The sequence below is a fragment of the Flavobacterium sp. HJSW_4 genome (assembly GCF_042436695.1).
GTDB lineage: Bacteria > Bacteroidota > Bacteroidia > Flavobacteriales > Flavobacteriaceae > Flavobacterium.
Genome location: NZ_JBHNPP010000008.1, coordinates 159,065 through 182,996, shown reverse-complemented (window position 1 = coordinate 182,996; position 23,932 = coordinate 159,065). Strand labels below are relative to the sequence as shown.

At 33.5% G+C, this 23,932-nt stretch carries 21 protein-coding genes; 11 read left to right on the top strand and 10 right to left on the bottom strand.

Features of this window, described 5'->3' with window-relative positions; all coding sequences use genetic code 11:
• Positions 1 to 395 precede the first annotated feature (395 nt).
• A complete protein-coding gene (locus ACE01P_RS10305; RefSeq protein WP_379697080.1) occupies positions 396 to 1,445 on the top strand; it encodes a sensor histidine kinase in 1,050 nt (349 codons plus the stop codon).
• Between the two features lie 14 nt (positions 1,446 to 1,459).
• Positions 1,460 to 2,167: a LytR/AlgR family response regulator transcription factor gene (locus ACE01P_RS10300; RefSeq protein WP_379697077.1), complete on the top strand. Its 708-nt coding sequence runs from the start codon at positions 1,460 to 1,462 to the stop codon at positions 2,165 to 2,167.
• Between the two features lie 2 nt (positions 2,168 to 2,169).
• Here the strand turns inward: ACE01P_RS10300 and ACE01P_RS10295 are convergent, their stop codons facing one another.
• Both ACE01P_RS10295 and ACE01P_RS10290 read right to left on the bottom strand, forming a co-directional pair.
• Positions 2,170 to 3,102, bottom strand: coding sequence for a DUF6268 family outer membrane beta-barrel protein (locus ACE01P_RS10295; protein ID WP_379697074.1), 933 nt, complete (start codon positions 3,100 to 3,102; stop codon positions 2,170 to 2,172).
• Between the two features lie 170 nt (positions 3,103 to 3,272).
• Entirely contained in the window at positions 3,273 to 3,794 is a 522-nt protein-coding gene (locus tag ACE01P_RS10290; protein ID WP_379697071.1) for a hypothetical protein, read from the bottom strand.
• A 190-nt stretch (positions 3,795 to 3,984) separates the two neighbouring features.
• Here ACE01P_RS10290 and ACE01P_RS10285 point away from each other — a divergent pair, with 190 nt between their 5' ends.
• The 3 genes from ACE01P_RS10285 (at position 3,985) to ACE01P_RS10275 (ending at position 7,658) form a co-directional block, all read left to right on the top strand.
• Positions 3,985 to 5,367 (top strand): MATE family efflux transporter, encoded by a 1,383-nt coding sequence (locus tag ACE01P_RS10285; RefSeq protein ID WP_379697068.1) that lies wholly within the window; start codon positions 3,985 to 3,987, stop codon positions 5,365 to 5,367.
• Between the two features lie 95 nt (positions 5,368 to 5,462).
• Positions 5,463 to 5,690, top strand: coding sequence for a hypothetical protein (locus tag ACE01P_RS10280; protein ID WP_379697065.1), 228 nt, complete (start codon positions 5,463 to 5,465; stop codon positions 5,688 to 5,690).
• Positions 5,691 to 5,723: 33 nt separating this feature from the next.
• Positions 5,724 to 7,658, top strand: a complete 1,935-nt coding sequence (locus ACE01P_RS10275) for an LTA synthase family protein (RefSeq protein WP_379697062.1) — start codon at positions 5,724 to 5,726, stop codon at positions 7,656 to 7,658.
• 73 nt (positions 7,659 to 7,731) lie between these two features.
• Here the strand turns inward: ACE01P_RS10275 and meaB are convergent, their stop codons facing one another.
• The 3 genes from meaB to ACE01P_RS10260 all read right to left on the bottom strand — a co-directional run bounded on the left by meaB (position 7,732) and on the right by ACE01P_RS10260 (position 10,207).
• Positions 7,732 to 8,826 carry a methylmalonyl Co-A mutase-associated GTPase MeaB gene (gene meaB / locus ACE01P_RS10270; protein WP_379697059.1) on the bottom strand — a complete coding sequence of 365 codons (1,095 nt, stop codon included), beginning with the start codon at positions 8,824 to 8,826 and terminating at the stop codon, positions 7,732 to 7,734.
• A gap of 274 nt (positions 8,827 to 9,100) precedes the next feature.
• Positions 9,101 to 9,742 carry an NAD(P)-dependent oxidoreductase gene (locus ACE01P_RS10265; protein ID WP_379697056.1) on the bottom strand — a complete coding sequence of 214 codons (642 nt, stop codon included), beginning with the start codon at positions 9,740 to 9,742 and terminating at the stop codon, positions 9,101 to 9,103.
• A 57-nt stretch (positions 9,743 to 9,799) separates the two neighbouring features.
• Positions 9,800 to 10,207: an RrF2 family transcriptional regulator gene (locus ACE01P_RS10260; protein ID WP_379697053.1), complete on the bottom strand. Its 408-nt coding sequence runs from the start codon at positions 10,205 to 10,207 to the stop codon at positions 9,800 to 9,802.
• A gap of 117 nt (positions 10,208 to 10,324) precedes the next feature.
• On the opposite strand from ACE01P_RS10260, the gene ACE01P_RS10255 reads away from it, so the two are divergent.
• Together ACE01P_RS10255 and ACE01P_RS10250 are read left to right on the top strand one after the other, a co-directional pair.
• Complete coding sequence (locus ACE01P_RS10255; RefSeq protein WP_379697051.1) at positions 10,325 to 11,236, top strand: AEC family transporter; 912 nt, start codon at positions 10,325 to 10,327, stop codon at positions 11,234 to 11,236.
• Between the two features lie 112 nt (positions 11,237 to 11,348).
• Complete coding sequence (locus ACE01P_RS10250) at positions 11,349 to 11,987, top strand: peroxiredoxin (RefSeq protein WP_379697048.1); 639 nt, start codon at positions 11,349 to 11,351, stop codon at positions 11,985 to 11,987.
• 138 nt (positions 11,988 to 12,125) lie between these two features.
• On the opposite strand, the gene ACE01P_RS10245 is transcribed toward ACE01P_RS10250, so the two are convergent.
• The 4 genes from ACE01P_RS10245 to ACE01P_RS10230 all read right to left on the bottom strand — a co-directional run bounded on the left by ACE01P_RS10245 (position 12,126) and on the right by ACE01P_RS10230 (position 17,347).
• Positions 12,126 to 14,363 carry a cation:proton antiporter gene (locus tag ACE01P_RS10245; RefSeq protein ID WP_379697045.1) on the bottom strand — a complete coding sequence of 746 codons (2,238 nt, stop codon included), beginning with the start codon at positions 14,361 to 14,363 and terminating at the stop codon, positions 12,126 to 12,128.
• Between the two features lie 177 nt (positions 14,364 to 14,540).
• A complete protein-coding gene (gene purB, locus ACE01P_RS10240) occupies positions 14,541 to 15,887 on the bottom strand; it encodes an adenylosuccinate lyase (protein WP_379697042.1) in 1,347 nt (448 codons plus the stop codon).
• Between the two features lie 69 nt (positions 15,888 to 15,956).
• Positions 15,957 to 16,649 (bottom strand): sterol desaturase family protein, encoded by a 693-nt coding sequence (locus tag ACE01P_RS10235; protein ID WP_379697039.1) that lies wholly within the window; start codon positions 16,647 to 16,649, stop codon positions 15,957 to 15,959.
• Positions 16,646 to 17,347 carry an NAD-dependent deacetylase gene (locus tag ACE01P_RS10230; protein ID WP_379697036.1) on the bottom strand — a complete coding sequence of 234 codons (702 nt, stop codon included), beginning with the start codon at positions 17,345 to 17,347 and terminating at the stop codon, positions 16,646 to 16,648. Before ACE01P_RS10230 ends, ACE01P_RS10235 begins: the two co-directional genes overlap by 4 nt.
• 167 nt (positions 17,348 to 17,514) lie before the next feature.
• Here ACE01P_RS10230 and cysC point away from each other — a divergent pair, with 167 nt between their 5' ends.
• The 4 genes from cysC to ACE01P_RS10210 are packed head-to-tail and all read left to right on the top strand — an operon-like array spanning position 17,515 to position 20,429.
• Complete coding sequence (gene cysC, locus ACE01P_RS10225; protein ID WP_379697033.1) at positions 17,515 to 18,042, top strand: adenylyl-sulfate kinase; 528 nt, start codon at positions 17,515 to 17,517, stop codon at positions 18,040 to 18,042.
• A 4-nt stretch (positions 18,043 to 18,046) separates the two neighbouring features.
• Positions 18,047 to 18,736 (top strand): aspartyl/asparaginyl beta-hydroxylase domain-containing protein, encoded by a 690-nt coding sequence (locus ACE01P_RS10220; protein WP_379697030.1) that lies wholly within the window; start codon positions 18,047 to 18,049, stop codon positions 18,734 to 18,736.
• A 2-nt stretch (positions 18,737 to 18,738) separates the two neighbouring features.
• Complete coding sequence (locus ACE01P_RS10215; protein ID WP_379697028.1) at positions 18,739 to 19,707, top strand: sulfotransferase family protein; 969 nt, start codon at positions 18,739 to 18,741, stop codon at positions 19,705 to 19,707.
• Between the two features lie 59 nt (positions 19,708 to 19,766).
• Positions 19,767 to 20,429 carry a TrmH family RNA methyltransferase gene (locus ACE01P_RS10210; protein WP_379697025.1) on the top strand — a complete coding sequence of 221 codons (663 nt, stop codon included), beginning with the start codon at positions 19,767 to 19,769 and terminating at the stop codon, positions 20,427 to 20,429.
• 156 nt (positions 20,430 to 20,585) lie between these two features.
• Here ACE01P_RS10210 and secA read toward each other — a convergent pair whose 3' ends face one another.
• A complete protein-coding gene (gene secA, locus ACE01P_RS10205; RefSeq protein WP_379697022.1) occupies positions 20,586 to 23,927 on the bottom strand; it encodes a preprotein translocase subunit SecA in 3,342 nt (1,113 codons plus the stop codon).
• Positions 23,928 to 23,932: the final 5 nt, after the last annotated feature.

Genomic DNA, 23,932 nt, shown 5'->3' with positions numbered 1-23,932 from the left:
GATAATTTTTGAAACTGGATTTTAAATTCCGTTTGTCAAAACAAAAATGTAGTTCATCAAACTAATTTGAATAGTGTTTATGGTTTGTGCTTCTTTGCGTCAAATTAATAAAAACTATTATCATGAATATGTACAAATTATTGTTGCTGACTGCCATTTTCTTATTCGGATTAATTGCTTCTAAAATCAATGCTCAATCTGTATCTCAAGTTCAGCTGATTTTACCAATTAAGGCAAACTAATTAATGCCACTAAAAGTTTTAGTTCGAAAATAAATTACACACATTTTATCGTTTATCCCTATTAAACAGCAAAGAATCTTTTTGGTTCTTTGCTGTTTCTTTAAAAAATATAGGGCTACTTTTGATGTTAAATTTTCTCAATAAATTATATAAATGATTGCAATTAATAAAAATAGACACTGGATGTTTCTGGTCTTTTTTTGGTGTCTATTAGGTTTTACAATTTGGGGTCAGTTAATAGAAGATTATAGTTTTTGGTCTGCTTTTTCTCAATCTGTTTTAATTTTGTTTTGTTCGACCGCTTTAGCACATTTTTTAAGCGATGTGTTATTGCCTCGCGCTTTGCGAAAAAACAAAATGGCATTGTTTGCCTTTCAAGGCGTTGTAGTTGTTCTTCTTTTGTCTTTTTGTTTGGCAACAGTTTATGCTGTTTTTTCAAATCCAGAAGCACGAAGCAGAGTCTATCCTGATGGAGAAGATCTGAATACATTGCAGTTTTTATGGGTTCAATTTTACGGCAGCATTCCAGCGGCAATTTTAATAAATGGAACTGCTTGCGGACTTCGATTTTATCAAGAACATAATGCTATCGAAAGAAGTCATGCAGAATTAAAACAAGTTCACTTAGAAGCGCAGATTAAGATTTTGCAAGATCAGATCAATCCGCATTTGATGTTTAATATTCTAAATCATATTCATATTCTGATGCAAAGTGATGTGAAATTGGCATCAGATTTATTGGTTCAGTTTTCGGATATTTTAAGATATCAATTGTATGAATGCAATAAAGCTTATGTGCCTTTGTATCTTGAAATTAAATACTTAAAAGATTTAATTGCTGTTGAAGAAACCAGATGGGGAAATGAACTTGAGGTTAAAAGCAAATGGAATATTGAAGATGGACAGCTTCAGATTGTTCCTTTGCTTTTGGTTCCGTTAATTGAAAATGCTTTTAAACACGTTTCAAGACTTCCAAACGAAAAAGGATATGTGCATTTGTCTTGTAAGCAGTTAAATAATCAAATGAATTTTAAAATTGAAAACTCTTATACGGAGCAATATAAAATACCTTCAAAAAATCAGGGATTAGGTTTGGAGAATGTGAAGAAAAGATTGGAAATTCAATACCCAGAAAAATATAAATTAGATATTCATAAAACCGATTCAGATTTTACTGTTGAGGTTGTTTTAGATTTAAAATAAAAATACAGCTGACTATGAAATGTCTCATTATCGATGATGAACCTATAGCAAGAAACGGAATAGCAGATTTTGTTTCTAAAATTGATTTTCTGGAAACTGTTGCTACTTGCGCTTCGGCTCTAGAAGCAACTTCATATCTTCAGGAAAAACAGATAGATTTATTATTTCTAGATATAAATATGCCTTATTTATCTGGATTGGAATTTTTAGAATCTTTAGAGAATCCGCCATTGGTGATTTTTACAACGGCTTATTCAGAACATGCTTTAGACGGATACAGGCTTCAGGTTGTAGATTATTTATTAAAACCCATTACTTTTCAGCGTTTTTATCAGGCTTCGTTAAAAGCAAAGCAATGGCATCAAATGCTGAATTCTCCAAAACAGAATCAATTAGATCCTTTTTTCTATGTGCGTCAGGAAGAAGGATTTCAGAAAATTTCTTGGATGGATATTTTGTATATCGAAGGAATGCAAAATTATGCGAAACTTCATTTTAAAGATAAAGTGCTGATTATTCATCAAACCATGATTTCATTAGAAGAAACACTTCCTGTAGAAATTTTCTTTAGAATCCATAAATCATTTTTGGTAAATGTTACGCATATCGATTCTGTTTCTGGCGGACGTTTATTTATAAAAGGACAAGAACTACCTATTTCAAGAACTCGTAGAGAAGTTTTATTGAAAGAGGTAGTTTATAAAAACTTATTAAGCAGATAGCTCTAGAATTTCCATTTTAGAGCTATTGCTCCATAAAAAGTAGTCGTGAATTTCGGATCGGCAATATCTTTTTCTTTGAATATTTCTTTAATTTTTCGGTTTGTTGTCGAGAAACTTCTAAGAAGAGTAGTTCCTCCAGTTGGTTCTAAAACCCAGTGTTCTCCAAATTTCATCTGAGGCCTTAAACCCGCAATTATTTGCTGATATCCAAGTAAAGAAGATTTATTTCCGATTTTGGTTTCAGCAGTCATTCCGCTTAATTCGACTACCGCTTTTAAGTCAAAAGTATCAGACATTCGATAACCAATTTCTGCACCTTCAGGAAAAGTAACTTTAAAATGTAAAGCACCAGTAGTTTCCCAGTTAAAATAAATTCCAGGAAGAACCATTGGAACACCAAAACTATTCGTTAAAACAGGACCAACCCCCAAAGCCAGTTTCGGATTAAATTGTTTGATGAAAAGAACGCCTCCTTGCAGCAAGACATCGTCTTTATTAATTTCCACCATATCTGTGTAAACACCGACTGAAGCCATTACTAATAAAGACCAAGACGGAGAAATAGAACGCAAATGTTTGACTCCAATTTGTGTGTTTAGCAATTCATTCGGAAAACCGCCTTGAAATTCGATTGGAAGAGACTCCATTTCATAATTTCTATTTTCCATTTTGGCATAACTCGTATTAAAAACTACCGACCAAAGTTTTGGATGATTGTATTGATCCATTTTTAGAGAAAGCGGCACTTCAAAAGCAATTTGTGCTCTTTTAAAATTGCTTTCGGCATTTGTCTTAGTACTATCCATTGGACGTACATATTTAGAAAAAGGGACATAATCAACTTTAAATTCGCCCGAAATTCCAGATTGAGAATGTGCAACTGTAACCATTAAAAAAAGGAAAAGCTGCGATAAATAAATGACTGTTTTGTTCATGATTCGATTAATTTTTCTGCGAATTACCGCGTTCTCAATCGATCCTGAAAAATCATTTGACTAATAGCACTTTTGTTTTGACCAATGGTAATGACACAAAATAAAAAACCGACAGACTCCTCAGACTGTCGGTTTTTACCAAAAACAAAATAATAAATTAAACCTATTTTTTATAGTTTAAAACCATAAGCAACACGTAGCGCTACTTGATTGGTTCTAAAGTCATGATAATCTTCGTAACGAACACTTAAGTCGATGTACTTGTTGGCATAGCCAATTCCCGGAGCCCATAAAAATGTGGTTTGATTGTAACCGTTAGTTACCGCAAAACCAGCACCAAGTTCTCCTAGAACATAAAATTGATCTTTTAAAACAAAAGCTTTAAAACCTGCTTTTGCTGGAATAAATCCAAGATCTTTAATGTCATTTCCAGCGGCATCTTTTTTGCCGTTAAATAAATTAGTAAATCCCGTTGTTAAGGTTAATGATGTTTTTTTAGAAAGGTCGTATTGTAAACGTACGTCTCCACCAAGAGCCCAATCATAATCGTTGTCGGTAGGAAGTCCGCCGTTTACTCCAAATCCTAATCTAAAACCCTGATCGTAATTTGTCGCTTCTGTTTCTTGAGCGAATGTCGTGTTGGCAAATAAAAACGTGAACGCAGCTAGGCATAACATCTGTACTTTTTTCATGGCTTATATTTTTGAAATTTCTATAATGTAAAATTATATGCAAGGCGTTTGGAGATTGTTATACAATTTTTAAAAATCGTTACATAATATTGAGTTCGTCTTATTTTTGTCTTAAAATTGGGATATATTTTTATTGATAGGATAGAATTCGAAGCTTCTGACTATCTTTGCCGACTAAAAAAGAATACAAGTGAATTTAAAGCAGTACACCAAAGAGTTTTCATATAATTTAAGACTAGCATATCCTGTAATTTTAGGGATGGTCGGACATACCTTAATTGGTATTGTCGATAATATAATGGTTGGTAAAATTGGAAGCACAGAATTGGCGGCAGTTTCGCTTGGAAACAGTATGATTTTTATTGCAATGTCTTTAGGAATCGGATTTTCTACCGCCATTACGCCAATTGTTGCCGAAGGTGACGCAGAAAAAAACGATACCAAAATTCGATCTGCTTTTCATCACGGATTATTTCTTTGTACAATTTTAGGATTGGTGCTTTTTACGGTAATTATGTTCGCCAAACCAATTATGGAATTGTTGCAACAACCAGAAGATGTTATCGTACTGGCAAAACCTTATTTAGGTTGGGTTGCTTTTTCGCTGATTCCGCTAGTGATGTATCAAGGGTATAAGCAATTTGCTGACGGAATGTCATTAACCAAATATTCGATGTATGCGATGGTTATGGCAAACGTTCTTCACGTAGGTATAAATTATGTTTTGATTTACGGAATCTGGATTTTTCCAAAAATGGGAATTATTGGAGCCGCTTTAGGAACTGTAATTTCTAGAATATTCTTGGTGATGTTCATGCATATTATGCTTTCGCGAAGAGATGATTTAAAACGATTTTTTAAAGGATTTAGTTTTAATGAAATTCAAAAAGCAACCATAAAAAAGATAATTAGTATTGGATTTCCTTCTGCCATGCAGATGCTTTTTGAAGTGGTTTTGTTTACAGCTTCAATCTGGCTTTGCGGAAATATCGGAAAAACAAGTCAGGCAGCCAATCAGATCGCTTTGAGTTTGGCTTCGATGACTTTTATGTTTGCAATGGGATTAAGTGTAACATCGATGGTGCGTGTAAGTAACCAAAGAGGTTTGATGGATTATAAAAAACTGGTTGTTGTAGCGCGTTCTATTTTCTTGCTTGCTATAATTCTCGAAACCATTTTTGCCATTTTCTTCATCATTTTCCACGATTACCTTCCGTACATTTTCTTGAATATGGAAAATACAGGACAGATTTTAGATAATGAAGAAGTAATCGGAATTGCTTCAAAACTGCTTTTAATTGCCGCAATTTTCCAGATTTCTGACGGAATTCAAGTTGTAGTTTTAGGCGCTTTACGCGGATTGCAGGACGTAAAAATTCCGATGTACATTACTTTTGTCGCGTATTGGGTTATTGGTTTTCCTATTTCTTATTATTTAGGAGAACACACAGAACTGAAAGCACAAGGAGTTTGGATCGGACTTTTGGCTGGTTTGACAGCGGCGGCAATTTGCCTTTATGTTCGTTTTCATTACTTAACCAAGAGATTAATTAAGAATTCAGACACAGAATAATTAAATTTGAAAAATATATTTCACTGATTTTGAATATTAAAATGAGTGAAATCAGTAGAAAAAATACAATCAATAACTAAAAAAAATAGACACATATGGAATTACCTAAATTTTTACTTGGAGATAATACCGATTTCCCAGACGATATTTTCATCATTCACCTTGATTATCCAAGATTTATCATCAACTTGAAAGATGATGAGGTGGAGTTTTTAGAAGAAGCTGAAGATCTTGACGAAGCAGAATTAAACATCGAAATGGAAGGTTTAATTGAAAAAGCAAACGAGTTTTATGACAGAGAAATAAACCGTTACGAAGAGTAATTAGTTTGACATTACGTTCTTATACTATTTTTAATGAAAAATTTACGTTTTTTAAAACCGATTTTTAGTTTCATCGCAATCGGATTATTGATTACAACTTTAAGTCGAATATTTTTATTTTTTCTTTTTAAAGAAAGAGTAGAGCAGACGCCAGATTTCTGGTATATTTTTCCAATCGGTCTTCGAATGGATTTAATATTGCTTTGTTATTTGTCGTTTCTTCCAGCATTGCTAATTACTTTTCTGCCGAATAAAGCGATAAAGTTTACCAACAAATTTCTGGTAATTTACAGTTTTCTGTTTCTGTTTTTAATTCTTTTTGTAGAATTAGCTTCGCCAGATTTTGTAAAACAATACGATACACGCCCGAATAAGATTTTCTTAGATTATCTTATTTATCCAAAAGAAGTGGTTGGAATGCTTTTAAAAAGCTACCTGACTTCTATTATTGTAACGTTCCTAATTTTAGGAGTTGTAATTTATTTTGCTTTCAAAAAAGGAAAACAATTATTCTATACAACTAGTACCGAATATAAATTCAAATTAATGGTTTTTCCATTAGTAGCTTTTTTATTGTTTTTCGGAGCGCGTTCAAGTCTAACTTCAAAACGTCCTATTAATGCAAGTAATGCGGTTTTTTCTACCGATCAGTTGACCAATACGCTTGGATTAAATTCATTCTATACTGTGGCTTTTGCGGCATATTCAATCAAAAATGAAGGAAATACCAAAATGTATGGTAAAATGGATGAAGCTGAAGCGATTGCTCGTGTAAAAAAATACATGGTTGCAGGACCAAATGATTTTACCGATGCTGAAATTCCGTTTTTACATGTGCAGCAGCCAGATTCTGTCGCAAAGAAGCCTTATAACTTGGTGATCTTTTTACAGGAAAGTTTGGGTGCAGAATATGTTGGAATTTTAGGTGGTAAACCATTAACTCCAGAATTTGATAAATTATCAAAAGAAGGAACATTATTTACTAATTTATATTGCACAGGAACCAGAAGCGTTCGCGGAATTGAAGCGGTTGTAACTGGATTTTTGCCTTCGCCATCAGAAAGTGTTGTAAAACTTGGAAACTCGCAACAAGGGTTTTTTACTTTAGCGGAAGCGTTAAAACAAAAAGGTTACGAAACAAGCTTCATTTATGGCGGAATGGCCAATTTTGATAACATGGCTTCGTTTTTCAACGGAAATGGTTTCAGCGATATTGTCGATCAAGAAGATTTTGATTCTGATGGAAATAAATATGCTTTCAAAGGAACTTGGGGTTATTCTGATGAAGATTTAGTTACTAAAGCCAATCAGTATTTCAAATCAAAAGGAGATAAACCATTCTTTTCTTTGATGTTCTCAACTTCAAATCATGAACCTTTTGAATATCCAGCAGGAAGAATTAAACCTTACGATAAAAAGCCAGCAACGGTAAACAATGCCATGAAATATGCTGATTTTTCTATTGGGAAATTCTTTGAAATGGCTAAAAAAGAGGCTTATTTCAAAAACACAATTTTCATTGTAATTGCCGATCATAATACGAGAACGTACGGTAAAAATTTAGTTCCAATAAATAAATTCCATATTCCAGCATTTATTATGGGACCTGGAGTTGCTAAAGGAGCAGTTTATGATAGATTAGCAAGTCAGATTGATATTCCGCCAACATTATTAGGTTATTTAGGAATGCCGTTTGAAACGCCAATGGTAGGACGAAACCTAACGAAATTAGACAAAAAAGTTCAAGGAAGATCTATCATGCAGTTTAATGATATCAATGCTTTTAGAGTAGAAAACCAAGTTGTTATCATGCAACCAAACTTGAAACCGCTTCAATTCGAAATTAAAAATGATACGACTTTAATTCCTGTAAAACTAAACGAAGATTTAGCAAAAGATGCTTTAGCACACGTTATTACAGCAGGAAATTTGTATAAGGAAAGTAAATACAAGTTGAGGAAAAAGTAAATTTTAAACCATATAAGTCATATAAGTTCATTTAATTGTAATGGCTTAAATTTTCTTATATGACTTATATGGTTTAATTTTTTTTGTTGAAATATAACTTTAATAAGTTTTGAGCAGCTGCGAACGATGAAATTTCATTGTTTTGCACTGCTTTTTTGCTTTCTTCCAATAATGAAATAATTTCAGGCTGATTAAAGAAATTTTGTTTCAACTGTTCGTTAATGGTTTCCATCATCCAGAAATGATTTTGTTCATTTCTTTTTTCTTGGAAAAATCCGCTTTCTTTTGTTAGTTCGAAATAATCAGAAATTGTATTCCAAACTTCAGGAATTCCGTCTTTTGTTAGCGAACTGCAAGTGGTAACTTTAGGTTGCCAATTTGATTTTTTTGGAGGAAATAAATGCAACGCCCGATTAAATTCTACTTTTGCCTGATTGGCTTTTTTAATATTATCGCCGTCAGCTTTATTGATAACAATTACATCTGCCATTTCCATAATACCACGTTTGATGCCTTGAAGTTCATCGCCTGCGCCTGAAATTTTTAAAAGTAAAAAGAAATCGACCATGCTATGAACAGCGGTTTCACTTTGGCCAACACCAACCGTTTCGATGATAATTGTATCAAAGCCTGCGGCTTCGCAAAGAATAATAGTTTCTCGAGTTTTGCGCGCCACACCGCCTAAAGTTTCGCCAGAAGCGCTTGGTCGAATAAAAGCATTTTCATCTTTAACCAATTCTTCCATTCGGGTCTTGTCGCCGAGAATGCTTCCGTGTGAAAGCGAACTACTCGGATCAACCGCTAAAACTGCTACTTTTTTTCCAAGCTCTGTCAGATGTTTTCCAAAAGCTTCAATAAAAGTACTTTTTCCAACACCTGGAACACCCGTAATTCCAATACGAACTGATTTATTCGCATGAGGTAAACAGCCTTGAACGACTTCACCCGCTTTTTCAAAATGATCAGAATTAGTGCTTTCAATTAAAGTAATGGCACGGCTAAGAGAAGTTCTATTTCCTTCTAAAATACCATTAATTAATTCCTGAGAAGTTGGCTGCTGTCTGCGTTTGTTTTTAATTTGATTGATAGCCGAAATATTGGTGATTTCGGGAGGAGAAATTCCAGCTTTTTCAGATATACTGCCAGATGGTTTATTGAAATTTGACAAAACGCATTTTTTAGAAATGTAAAAGTACAGAAAACAAAAACAGTTTCAAAAAGTTAGTTTGCCACGAATGCCACGAATTTCCACTAATTTGTTATTCTGAAAAGGAGTAAAAATAATTTGCCACGAATTCACGAATTTTCTTTTGAAAAACTATATCAGATATTATTATTCGAATTAATTCGAAAAAATAATCTCAAAGATTTAAAAAAGAAAATTCGTGAATTCGTGGCAAAAAAAACTTAGAATCTTAGCGCCTTAGCAACTTAGTATCTTTTTAATACCCTGCTGTAAATCTAACTTGGTGATGTTTTGGATTTTCTGCTTCGTCAGCGATAACAACCGCTAAATCTTCTACAGATAAAATACTTCTTTGTTCGTCGTTAAAAACTGGATTTTCTAATCCTAAACGGTATTTTCCAGTTCTTCCTGTTTTAGTTCCAGCGTGCATTTCGAAAGCAGGACTAAAGAATGCCCAGTCTAGATCTTTTTCTTCTTTAATGATATTTAAATAATGTCTCGCTGCATTTGCTCCAGGGAAAATTTCTTTTGGAAAGTCTGGAGTATCAACTGCTTGCAAGTCTGGAGCAACGTATAAACTTCCTGCGCCACCGATTGTAATGAAACGTTTTACACCTGATTTTTTAACCGCTTCTTGAATTGCTTTAGAACCAGCTAAAAAGTCATCATAGATGTTTGGGTTTGTCCATCCTGGGTTATAAGCATTGATAACAGCATCGTGACCTTTCAAGACTTCAGCCAAAGCATCAACATTAAAAATATCTGCAGCAACCCAAGTCGCGTTTGCTGTATCTTTTGGAGTTCTTGCAATAGCAGTGATTTCGTGTTTTCTATCTGCTAATTCGTTTAAAAGTGCTGAGCCAACAAATCCTGTAGCTCCAATAAGTGCGATTTTCATAATATATAAATTTATTTAGTAATAAAAAATGTTACAGTTTTGGTTAAAAAAATAGTTTTAAAATTGATTCGAAAAATCTTCCAATGAAATTCCTTCCAGCTGCGCGCTGACTTTCTGATTCATTTCGCTATATAAATTCTCCAAATGCTGATTGATATTTTTTCCAACAGGACAATCAGGATTTGGCTGATTTTTAGCAAAACCTAAACCAATCGTTTCAAAGGTCATTTCGAATATTTGTTTTAAAGTCAGTTCAGCAGCGTTTACTGCCAATTTTGTACCGCCATTTTTTCCTTCTTTACTTTCTACAATATGATGCGCTTTTAAGTTGGCAATTTCTTTTCGAACCAAAACAGGATTTAAATTAATACTTCCCGCAATAAACTCCGATGACAAAAAATCATTCGGGAATTTATGCAGCAGAGTAAGAATGTGAATCGTTATGGCGAATTTACCTGAAATCATACTGTAATAAAATATGTTACAAATTTACATCTTTTTGTAACACAAAATACTAATTTAACTAAAAATTAATTGTTTACCTCAATTTTTAAATACTTATTTTTGTGTTGATCTTATAATATGAACAACTTTATTCTAATATTTCTCTTTCTCTCACTCGGTCTAATTTTACAGCGAGTGAAACAATTTCCTACTCATATTTATAAGACACTCAATAAAATAGTTATTTATTTCTGCCTTCCTGCGATCACTTTATATCATATTCCAAAAATAAAATGGAGCAGTGAATTATTGTTTCCAATAGGAGCTGGGTGGATTACTTATATTTTGGCTTTTATCTTTTTTCATTTTTTAGGAAGAAGAAATGGCTGGTCAAACAAACTAATTGGATGTCTGATTTTGACTGCAGGATTAAGCAACAGTTCTTTTCTCGGTTATCCAATTATTGAAGCTTTGTTTGGAAAGAAAGGTCTAGAAACTGCAGTTTTGGTAGATCAACCTGGGACTTTTGTTGTGGTTTCGACTCTTGGTGTTTTTACAGCAGCTTTTTATTCTAAAGGAAGTCCAGATGCTTTAGGAATTTTTAAAAAGATTATTTTGTTTCCGCCTTTTATCATGTTTGTAATTGCTTGTTTAATGAATATTTTTCAAGTGGATTTAAACGAAAATTTTCAATCGGCATTATTAAAAATTGGAAGTTTGGTAACACCTTTGGCTTTGCTTTCTGTTGGTTTGCAATTAACTTTCGATAGAAAAAGTCAGCATTGGAGATTTTTGCGATTAGGACTTTTCTTTAAACTGCTTTTAATTCCTTTTGTAATTTTTGTGCTTTACGTTTTCATTTTCAACCAGCATTCTGAAGTGATAAAAATTACGATAATGGAAACCGCTATGGCGCCCATGATTACTGGTGCAATCTTAGCTTCAACGTACGGATTAAAACCGAAATTAAGCAGTATGATGATTGGTTTCGGAATACCGATTTCTTTCATAACGCTTGCTTTTTGGTACTTCATTCTTAGTTTTATTTAGGAGTAAAATACTAATTATATCGACAAAGTAGAATTTTAACTTTTTTTTTCCTTTTGAATGTTTTCTAAATGTATTTTTTAATTAATTTTAGAGGAACTAAAAAAGATAAATTATGTCAACATTAAGATTAGGCGATATAGCTCCAGATTTTCAAGCAGAAACGACACAAGGACCAATTAGTTTTCACGAATGGTTAGGAGATTCTTGGGGTGTTTTATTTTCGCATCCAGCAGATTTTACTCCTGTTTGTACTACTGAATTAGGAACTGTAGCCAACTATGTTCCAGAATTTCAAAAGAGAAATACTAAGGTTATTGCTCTCAGTGTAGACGGTTTAGAATCACACAAAGAGTGGATTAAAGATATCAACGAAACTCAAAATACAGAAGTTAATTTTCCAATTATTGCTGATGAAGACAAAAAAGTAGCAAATCTTTATGATATGCTTCATCCAAATGCAAGTGACAAATTTACAGTTCGTTCTGTTTTTGTTATCGGCCCAGATAAAAAAATCAAATTGACTTTAACATATCCAGCTTCTACAGGAAGAAATTTTGACGAGTTACTTCGTGTAATTGACAGTTTACAATTAACTGCAAATTATAGCGTTGCAACTCCAGCAAACTGGAAAGATGGAGAAGATGTGGTGATTGCACCAGCAATTCCAGACAGCGATATTCCAGCTAAATTCCCAAAAGGACATACGCCAATTAAACCTTATTTGCGTTTGACTCCGCAGCCGAACAAGTAATTTTTTTTTTGAGGTACAAAGGCTCAGAGGGACAGAGGTTCAAAGTTTAAAGGCTGGTATTTTTCCATTTGGAAAAATACCAGCCCTTTTTATTTTCTACGAGATCTTTGTCCCTCTGAGCCTTTGAACCTTTGCACCTTATTTCACCGCCAACAAAGCCGCCATTCTTTTTTTGTCTCCAACAACCCAGAGAATATCATTTTTTTCTAAAATTAAACTAGATTCTGGATTTAGAATACGATTTCCATTTCTTTCAATTCCGACAACCATTCCGTCTGTTTTGGCTCTGAATTGTCCAATGCTTTTTTGAATAAATTCATCTTGCGAAACTTCTAATTGGCGTAAAACAATATCGGTTTCTTCTACTTTTACAGGCGGTTCTGTTTCATTTTGAGTTAGGAATTTTGTGAATTCAGCAATTTGGGCATCAGTTCCAATTACGCAGATTTCATCGCCAGGAAATAAACGTTCGTTTTTAGTCGGAATCGGAATTGTAACTTCTCCTCGTTTAATGTAGGCGATATTAATGCCTAATTGCTCACGAATTTTAAGTTCTTGCAAAGTTTGTCCAACCAAGTTAGATTCTTTTTTAATTTCAAAGAAAGACATGTGTCCGTCCCATGGCATCAAATTGGCATATCTTCTGTCGATCTTTTTGTTTTCACGATCGTTGAAGTTTTTCAAAAAGTGATTTTCAATTTTATGATATTGCTCATTTAGTTTTTTAGGAAAAATTTGATACGCTCCAATGGCAATTATCAGTGCGACGAAAGCAACCAAAGGAGAGAAGAAAATATTCAATAAAAATCCAACAAAGAATAAACCAAGGCTCATTCTAATCAAAATAAGCATTAAAAGCGCGCCACGATATTTACGTTCTTCCCAAAGAGCTTCAACTTCATCTACTTTTACACGACGAAGTGAAAGCGCCCATAAAAACGGTGCAATAACAACCAAAGTCAATAAAGCAGCCAAAGTGTTTCCGAATCTTGTGTCGGCTACTAATGGCGCTACAAACTTAGATGACAAAAGAATAATCGCCGTAATAATAATGGTATGAAGAATAATTTGTGTGATTGATGAACGAAGGACAATCTGCCAAGTGCTTACCGATTTGATAGCTTGGGCATTCACACTATAACGGTTAATATTTTTAACCCATTTTTTAGGCATTTTTGATTCTAAAAATAAAGCAAAACGCTCCGAATATTTAATTAAAAATGGAGTAGTAAATGTGGTAATTGCAGAGACGGCAACAATAATTGGATATAAGAAATCGCTCGTTACTTTTAAAGTCATTCCGAGAGTTGCAATAATAAACGAAAACTCCCCAATTTGCGCCAAACTCATTCCCGTTTGAACAGATTGTTTTAATGGCTGGCCAGAAATTAAAGCTCCAATAGAAGAACTGAAAGCTTTTCCGAATATGGTCAATAAAGTAATTATGGCAACAGGAAGCGCGTAATTTACCAATGTTATCGGATTAATTAACATTCCGACTGACACGAAGAAAACGGCTCCAAAGAAATCTTTTACAGGCTGAATTAAATGTTCAATTTTTTCTGCCATTGTAGTTTCAGCAATAATAGATCCCATGATGAAAGCTCCTAAAGCTGGAGAAAAACCAACATTTGAAGCAAAAATTACCATCATTAGACATAACGCCAAAGAAATAATCAATAACATTTCGTCTGTTAAAAGATGTTTTGCTTTTTTGAAAATAGTTGGAATAATAAAAATCCCTCCTAAAAACCAGATAATTAAAAAGAAAATTAGTTTTAAAACAGACTGCAGTAATGCTGCTCCAGAAACTTGATCGCTTACGGCAATTGTTGATAATAAAACGAGCATTAAAATGGCAACAATATCTTCTACAATTAAAGCTCCGAAAACAATTCCAACGAACTTTTTTCCTTTAACTCCCAATTCATCAAAAGCCCTGATAATAATTGTTGTAGATGAAATAGAAAGTGTTGCTCCTAAGAAAATACTATCCATTTTTCCCCAGCCCATCCATTGCCCGACGCAATAACCAATTATGGTCATAAACATAATTTGCGTTATGGCGGTGACAGACGAAGTCCCCCCAACCTTCATTAGTTTCTTAAAGCTGAATTCGAGTCCTAAACTAAAAAGTAAAAATATAACCCCGATTTCTGCCCAAACTTCAACACTTTTCATGTCAGAGATTGATGGGAAAAAATCAAAATGGTTTCCGGCTAAAAATCCTGCAATCAGGTAACCTAGAACCAAGGGCTGTTTCATTCTTTTAAATATTAGAACGGCAATTCCGGCAGTCATTAGGATTAACCCTAAATCACTAATTAAAGGTTGTAAGTGGTGTGTAGTTTCAGCTGCGGCATTTAATGCAATCATATAAAGCGTGGTATTTTTTTTAAGTGGCTCAACCAGCTTTTCATTCAAATGAAATTCACAAAAACCCTAATTAGAACAATAGAGGAGTGAAGCAATCTGGTTTTTAGCCTCTAGATTTAATAAAAAAAGCTATCTCGATAAAGATAGCTTTTTTTGGTAAAATATTTGGTATTTTTCTTAAATTCCTGTGTAATTACTAGGAGTTATAGCTAATAATTCTGCTCTAACCGAATCTGAAACTTCTAAAGTTGCAATGAAATTATGAATCGCATTTTTGTCGATTGCTTCATTAGTTCTGGTTAAACCTTTTAGAGCTTCGTACGGATTTGGATAAGCTTCACGGCGTAAAATTGTCTGAATAGCTTCTGCAACAACTGCCCAGTTTTTCTCTAAATCTTCAGCAAATTTACTTTCGTTTAAAAGTAATTTGTTTAAACCTTTAAGAGTTGCTTCAAAAGCAATAATTGTATGACCGAACGGAACACCAACATTACGTAAAACAGTACTGTCAGTTAAATCACGCTGTAATCTTGAAATAGGAAGTTTAGCCGCTAAATGTTCGAAAATAGCATTTGCAATTCCTAAGTTTCCTTCAGAGTTTTCAAAATCGATTGGATTAACTTTATGTGGCATTGCAGATGAACCAATTTCTCCTGCTTTGATTTTTTGTTTGAAATAATCCATAGAAACATATGTCCAGATATCACGATCTAAATCGATTAAAATGGTGTTGATTCTTTTTAAAGCATCAAAGAAAGCAGCAAAATGATCGTAGTGCTCAATTTGAGTTGTTGGAAATGAATGTTTTAAACCAAGATCGGTTTCAACAAATTTATTTCCGAATTGTTTCCAGTCAATTTGTGGATATGCTACATGGTGCGCATTAAAGTTTCCTGTTGCTCCACCAAATTTAGCTGCAAACGGAACGTTGAATAACAAACGCATTTGCTCTTCTAGACGCTCTACGAAAACCAAAATTTCTTTTCCTAAACGAGTAGGAGAAGCTGGCTGTCCATGTGTACGCGCCAACATCGGAATGTCTTTCCACTCAACACTTAGTTCTTTTAATTTCGCAATTACAGCAATTAAAGTTGGCATATATACATCTTCAAAAGCTTCTTTTGTAGAAAGCGGAATAGCCGTGTTGTTAATATCTTGAGACGTTAATCCGAAGTGAATGAACTCTTTGTATTGAGATAAACCTAATTTTTCAAAAGCATCTTTAATAAAATATTCAACCGCTTTTACGTCGTGATTTGTTACTTTTTCAGTTTCTTTAATCCAAAGCGCATCTTCTGTAGAGAAGTTTTTGTAGATATTTCTCAAGCTTTCAAATAAGCTAGAATCGATACCTTGCAACTGAGGCAACGGAATTTGGCATAACGCAATGAAGTATTCCACTTCAACTAAAACGCGGTATTTTATTAAAGCTTCTTCAGAGAAGAAAGGTGCTAAATTTTGAGTTTTGTTTCTATATCTTCCATCAATTGGCGATATAGCATTCAATTCGTTTAGAGTAGTCATTGTTATGTTGTTTTTTCGAAAGGTGCAAATATAAGCTATTGTTAAAACTTCTGAAAGCTATATTAGTGCTTAAATTATGGTTTTGAAAATTTTATCCCAGATTGTAAAGTAAAATCCGTAGTTGTGAGATTCATTTTTATGATGATCATTGTGGAATTTGGTAGTCGAAATCCATTTTGTGAAATAATTGCTATACCAGAAAGCAGGAAATATGTCTCGTTTTAAATGCCCAAATATTCCATAAGACAGATTTAGAACAAGATAGATAATAATGCTCAAGTAATTAAACTTCAAAATGGTGATTAAAAACAGCCATATAAAACCAAAACCTAGAGTTTCTATAGGATGCAAGACATACAAACTGTAAACATTGGTTTCGACATGTGTATGATGCAGTTTATGAATCGGGTACATCCATTTAAAAAAATGAACGAGAAAATGAAAAATAAACATGAAAAGATCCATTAATACAATCAATAAGAACGTATCGAAAAAGATAAGCTGTAAGGATCCAGAAAAATCTATTTTCATGATTCCATAATGATACAATTCAAAACCTATTAAAGTTATAAAGGTGTTGCAGATCAATGTTGAAAGCACCCATTTTTGATCTTTATTCTTTAAAAGAGTATTTTCTGGCTCCAATATTTTTCCAATTAAAACGGATAAACCAACCAGCACTGCGTTTTCTATTAAAAAGAAAACAAAGAGCCAAAAGAGATTAAATTGGGTTAATTGCTGTAACCAGCTTTCAAAAATCATGTTGTTTTTTCTAAGTTCAATAATTTTTCTCTCATATCGGCAACTCCTTCCGAAGCAAATTTTGCAATAGTTTCTACTTTATTTCTAAGATTCGGAATTGCAATTGGTTTCGGATCAATATAAAAAACTGGCGTTGTGCTTGGCGTATACGCAATTAATCCAGCAGCAGGATAAACTTGCAACGAAGTTCCAATTACAGCAAAATAATCTGCAGTTTCGGTTATATCAATAGCTTCTTCGAGTGCTGGAACTTCTTCGCCAAACCAAACAATATGCGGACGCAATTGATGTCCGTTTTTATCTAGATCTCCCGTAAATAAATCTTCAGTCCAATCTAAAATTAGATTTTTATTCTGTGTACTTCTCACTTTTAATAATTCGCCATGTAAGTGTAAAACGTTTGTGCTTCCTGCGCGTTCATGCAGATCGTCAACATTTTGAGTAATAATTTGTACATCGAAATCTTTTTCCAATTCAGCTAAAATAATATGACCCAGATTAGGATTTACTTCTTTCAGTTGTTGACGTCTTTTGTTGTAAAAATCTAGAACCAATTCCTGGTTTTTATGCCAGCCTTCTGGAGTTGCAACTTCCATCACATCATGTCCTTCCCACAAACCATCGCTGTCACGAAAAGTTTTAATTCCGCTTTCAGCGCTTATTCCTGCTCCTGTTAAAACAACAAGTTTCTTTTTCATTTTGAGTTTTATTAAAAGATAAAAATAGTGATTTCTTTATTCAAATGTTTGGTAAATAGTAAGGATTAACGGTGCTTTTTTTATAGAAAATAAAGGGTATTTATACTCTTTGTCTCTCGTTCTGAATTATTTAGTTTTAATGTTGGGTTTGATAAAAGTATTTCTAAATGATTTTAATTCAATTTACAGGCTTATCTGGTTCGGGAAAAACGACGCTGGCAGAAAATGTTAGACATCTTTTGCTTCAAAATAATTATGAAGCCGAAATTGTCGATGGCGATGTTTACCGACAAACGATCTGTAAAGATTTAGGATTTTCTAAAGAAGATCGCTGTGAAAATGTAAGGCGTCTTTTTAACGTTGGTCGAAATCTGATTGAAGAAAAGAAAATAGTTTTGATGTCAGTTATCAATCCTTATGAAAATCTCAGAAATGAATTGAGATCTTTTGAATTTGTGAAAACGGTATTTCTAGATTGTGCCATTACTAATTTGATCGAAAGAGATCCGAAAGGATTGTACAAAAGAGCGTTGCTGCCAGACGGCGATCAAAATAAAATTACAAGTTTTACAGGAATAAGCGACGTTTTCGAAATTCCGAAAAAAGCAGATTTAGTTTTAAAAACAGATTCAGAAACAGTTTCGATTTCTACCCATAAGCTCTACAATTTTATACTTAGCAATTTAAATTCTTAAAGTTATGAATCCTTCTTCTTGCCAGCTTCCGATTTCTTTTTCGATAGAAAAATTGCAAAACGATTTATTGACTTGCGAAAATAATTTGTGGACTCCGCATTTTAATACCTATCGATATGAAGGAAATTGGACCAGCGTTTCTTTGCGATCGCAATCGGGCTTAGAAAATGACATTCTTTCTTTTCCAGATAAAGAATACAAAAATACGCCTCTGTTGGAAAGTTGTCCTTATTTTAAAGAAATAGTGGATTGGTTTCAATGTGAAAAAGAAGCGGTTAGGTTGTTAAGACTTGGACCTAATAGCGAAATTAAAGAACATGTTGATAATGATACTTCGTATGAAGATGGATTTTTTAGAATTCATGTTCCGATTATTACCAATTCGGAAGTTTATTTTTATGTAAATCAGCAATTAGTTCCAATGAAAATGGGTGAGTGTTGGTATGCCAATTTTCAATTGCCACATAGTGTGGAGAATAAAAGCTTAGAACCTAGAATTCACTTAACGATAGATTGCATAAGAAACGAATGGTCTGACGAATTGTTTTCTAAAATGGGTTTTGATGTGAATTATGAGCCGGAATATGAATATTCAGATGAAATGAAAAGACAAGTTATTGCAGAACTTTCTAAAAATCCATCTGAAACAAATGCTAAAATTATCGCCCAACTTCAATCGCAAATGAACTCATAAAAATGGAAAATGTAAAAGAGCTTATTTCAAATTGGATTCCAATTAAAATGATTGAAAAAGATAATGAAGTTTATTTTGAATGGATGTATTTCGCAGACATACCTTTTGCAGAACCTTTTTTTGAAGAAACAATTGTGAAATGTACAGGTCACAATTATAATTCCAAGGGATTTAAATTAATAAGCACGGCAGAAAATATTATTGATTGGTCTAAAGAATTAGATTCTGTAGAATTGAAAGGATTGGTTTTTCACGTATCAAGATGCGGATCTACAATGTTGAGTCAGTCTTTGGCAACTTCACCAGAAAATATCATGGTTTCTGAAGCTCCAATTATAGATCAGATTTTAAGAAGTGATGCTTTTAATTCAGAAATAAAAACGGCTTTACTGAAATCAGTTTTGAAATTCTTAGGGCAGAAAAGATTTCCAGAACAAAAACATTTAATTATAAAATTGGATGCTTGGAGTATTTTTGAAGCTTCTTATTTGAGATCGATTTTTCCTAAAATTCCTTTTGCTTTATTGTATCGAAATCCAGCAGAAGTTTTAAGATCGCATCAAAAAATGGCGGGAATGCATATGGTTCCTAATTTAATTCCGTCAAGTGTTTTCGGAATTACTTCTAAAGAAATAGAAGAATTAAGTTTTCAGCAATATCAGGCTTTGGTTTTAGAAAAGTATTTTCAAGGTTTTTTAGATTTTTATGAAAAAGATGAAAATATAATAATGCTTAATTATAATGACGGAATGAAAAATGTCATAGAGCGATTTATAGCTTTTATTACTATCGATTTTTCCGAAAATGAATTAAATAAGATGTTGGAGCGTCTTAAAAAACATTCTAAAAATGAAAGCACCGTTTTTATAGGAGATTCATATAAAGATGATGTTTTGTCTGTGAATTTGGTTCAACTCAATGCTTTGCACCAAAAGCTTAATGCTAATTTTATCGAAGATTTGGCTGGCTGAAAATCTGTTGAAGACTTATTTCTCTTTTATTTATTATTTTTGCGCCAAACATAAATAAAATGATTGATTTAGATTACCTCGAATTCTTAGAAAATATATTGACAGAAAATAGAAAAGCTAATTTTTTAAAAGTACTAGAAAATAGAACAAAGCATTTTACAGTTGCGGTAGAAGATGTTTATCAGATGCACAATACAAGCGCTGTAATGCGAAGCTGTGAAGTTTTTGGAATTCAAGAATTGAATGTAATTGAACAGCGTTTTGGAAAAAGAATCGATAAAGAAATTGCTTTAGGCGCGCAAAAATGGGTTGACATTAATCGATTTGATTCTGTTTCAGGATGTCTTTCTGATTTAAAAAGTAAAGGATATCAAATTATTGCGACAACTCCGCATGAAAAAGATTGCATGTTGGAAGATTTCGATATTACCAAACCAAGCGCTTTATTCTTCGGAACAGAAAAAGAAGGATTGTCTCAAGAAATTATGGATAATGCCGATGGTTTCTTGAAAATACCAATGGTTGGTTTTACTGAAAGTTTGAATATTTCTGTTTCGGCTGCGATTATCATTCAAAGTTTAACGAACAGACTTCGTAGATCTGATATCGATTGGAAATTGACAGAAGAAGAAATTTTAGTCAAACGTTTAGATTGGGCTAAAAATTCTATTAAAGATATAAAACGAATAGAAGCACGTTATTATCAAGATAATCCGAGATAAATAAGTTTCAGTTTGTAGTCTCAGTCTCAGTTTTGGATTTGTAAACTAGCAATAAAAGAAAAGACCGATAGTTTAAACTATCGGTCTTTTTTATGGATTTAAAATATCAGTTAGTAAACTGTGACTGAATACCGCGACTGAATACTTAAAATTTTATTAGTTAATTAGAATCCAAGTTCCAGCAGCAATTAAAGCTTCAGCTTTTTTGTACTTCATTGTTTCTGTATTACCAGTCGCAACTTCTTGAACTACAACAGTATCGTTTCTGTTGATTTTTGGCATATCTCTAACGATAGTTTCAGTAACTTGACGTTGTTGCGTTTCTCCTGCCTCACGGTTCATGCTTTCGCTGTTTGGAATTTCGTCTTTACTCAATTGTAAGTTTTCTTTTTGACGAACTTCTCTTGCTTCGTGAATTTCAGGAACGTTTTGAGCTGGTAAATCACCTTTGAATAAGAATGAAATAACTTCTTTGTTAACGTTGTCCAACATTCCTCTAAACAAGTTGAAAGCTTCTAATTTGTAAATAAGCAATGGATCTTTTTGCTCGTGAACAGCCAATTGAACAGATTGTTTCAATTCGTCCATTTTGCGTAAGTGTTTTTTCCAAGCTTCATCCACAATAGAAAGTGTGATGTTTTTCTCAAAATCAGCGATCAATTGAGCACCTTCGCTATCGTAAGCTTTTTTCAAGTCAGTTACAACGTTCAAAGTTTTGATTCCGTCTGTAAATGGAACTACAATTCTTTCGAAATGGTTGTTTGGCTCTTCGTAAACTCCTTTGATAATTGGGAAAGCTTCTCTTGCGCTTCTTTCTGTTTTTTCAGTATAGAAAGCTAAAGCCTCTTTGTAAACTTTTCCAGTAACTTCAATATCAGATAATTTTAAGAAATCAGCTTCTGAAATTGGAGATGTGATTCCGAAATAACGAATTAAATCAAATTCATATCCTTTAAAATCATTTGCAATTTTATTGTTGCTTACGATCAATTCGCAAGTATCATAAAGCATGTTTGCAATATCCAGTTTCAAACGCTCTCCGAACAATGCGTGACGACGACGTTTGTAAACTACTTCACGTTGAGAGTTCATTACGTCATCATATTCTAATAAACGTTTACGAACACCAAAGTTATTTTCTTCTACTTTTTTCTGAGCACGTTCGATAGATTTAGTCATCATAGAATGTTGAATAACTTCACCTTCTTTCAATCCCATTCTGTCCATTACTTTCGCAACTCTTTCAGAACCGAATAAACGCATTAAGTTGTCTTCAAGAGAAACATAGAATTGAGAACTTCCTGGATCTCCTTGACGACCAGAACGACCACGTAACTGTCTGTCTACACGACGAGAATCGTGACGCTCAGTACCAACGATTGCTAAACCTCCGGCAGCTTTTACCTCTGGAGTTAATTTAATATCGGTACCACGACCAGCCATGTTTGTTGCAATAGTTACAACTCCAGCTTTACCAGCCTCTTCAACGATTTGTGCCTCTTGCTTGTGCATTTTAGCATTCAATACGTTGTGTGTGATCCCTCTCATTTTAAGCATACGGCTTAATAATTCTGAAATCTCTACAGAAGTTGTTCCAATCAATACTGGTCTTCCAGCTTGAGATAATTCTGTAACATCTTCGATTACAGCGTTGAATTTCTCACGTGTTGTTTTGTAGATGTAATCTTCCTTATCAATTCTTGCAATTCCACGGTTTGTTGGAATTTCAACAACATCTAATTTATAAATCTGCCATAACTCTCCAGCTTCTGTAACCGCTGTACCTGTCATACCTCCTAATTTGTTGTACATTCTGAAGTAATTCTGTAATGTAACTGTAGCAAATGTTTGAGTAGCAGCTTCGATTTTTACGTTTTCTTTTGCTTCGATCGCTTGGTGAAGACCGTCAGAATAACGACGTCCGTCCATGATACGACCTGTTTGTTCATCGACAATCATAATTTTGTTGTCCATGATAACGTACTCAACATCTTTTTCGAATAAAGCGTAAGCTTTTAAAAGTTGAGTTAAAGTATGAATACGTTCGCTTTTTACACCAAAATCTTGGAATAATCTTTCTTTAGCTTCAGCTTCAGCGTCTTTGTCTAATTTTTGTTTTTCAATCGCAGCGATTTCAGTTCCGATGTCTGGTAAAACGAAGAAATCAGAATCAGTATCTCCAGAAAGGTATTTAATACCATTATCTGTCAATTCTACTTGATTGTTTTTCTCTTCAATCACAAAATACAAAGCTTCATCAACTTTGTGCATTTCACGATTGTTATCTTGCATGTATTGATTTTCAGTTTTTTGAAGTAATTGTTTAATTCCTTCTTCACTTAAAAATTTAATTAATGCTTTATTTTTAGGTAAACTTCTGTAAGCTCTCAATAATTGGAAACCTCCATCTTTAGTATTACCTTCTTTGATTAATTTTTTAGCTTCAGCTAAGAAACCATTCGCTAACTGACGTTGTTGTGCAACTAAGTTTTCGATTTTTGGTTTCAATTCGTTGAATTCGTGACGATCTCCTTGAGGAACTGGTCCAGAAATAATAAGCGGAGTTCTAGCATCATCAATTAATACAGAGTCAACCTCGTCGACAATAGCAAAATTGTGTTTTCTTTGAACTAAATCGCTTGGCGAATGCGCCATGTTATCTCTTAAGTAATCGAAACCAAACTCATTGTTAGTTCCGTAAGTGATATCAGCATCGTAAGCTTTCTTTCTTTGTTCTGTGCTTGGTTGGTGATTATCGATACAATCAACAGATAAACCGTGGAATTCGAATAAAGGTGCTTTCCAAGTACTATCACGTTTTGCTAAGTAGTCATTCACTGTTACTAAGTGAACTCCATTTCCTGTCAAAGCGTTTAAGTAAAGTGGAAGAGTAGCAACCAAAGTTTTACCTTCTCCCGTTTGCATTTCGGCAACTTTACCTTCGTGCAATACCATACCACCAATTAACTGAACATCATAGTGAATCATGTCCCAAGTAATGTCTTTACCAGCAGCATTCCATTTGTTAGCCCAGATTGCTTTTTCTCCCTGGATTTCAATGTATGATTTTGTTGCTGAAAATTCGCGGTCTTTTGGAGTTGCAGTAACCTCAATATGAGAGTTTTCTTTAAAACGACGAGCCGTTTCTTTAACTACAGAAAACGCTTCTGGAAGAATTTCCAATAAAGTTTTTTCAGAGATTTCATAAGCCTCTTTTTCAAGAGCATCTATTGCATCATAAATATCTTCTCTTTTATCGATGTCTTCGATGTTTTCTACTTCCGCTTTAAGCGAAGCAATTTTAGCATCTTTATCAGCTCTAGCTTCTTTTATTCTATCTTTAAAAAATACGGTTCTTCCTCTTAATTCGTCGTTTGATAGACTCATTAAAGGAGCTTCGAATGTTTTAATTTTGTTTAAGTAAGGCTGTAAAGCTTTGACATCTTTCTGCGACTTATCGCCGACAAAGACTTTAATAATACTGTTTATGAAACTCATGATTT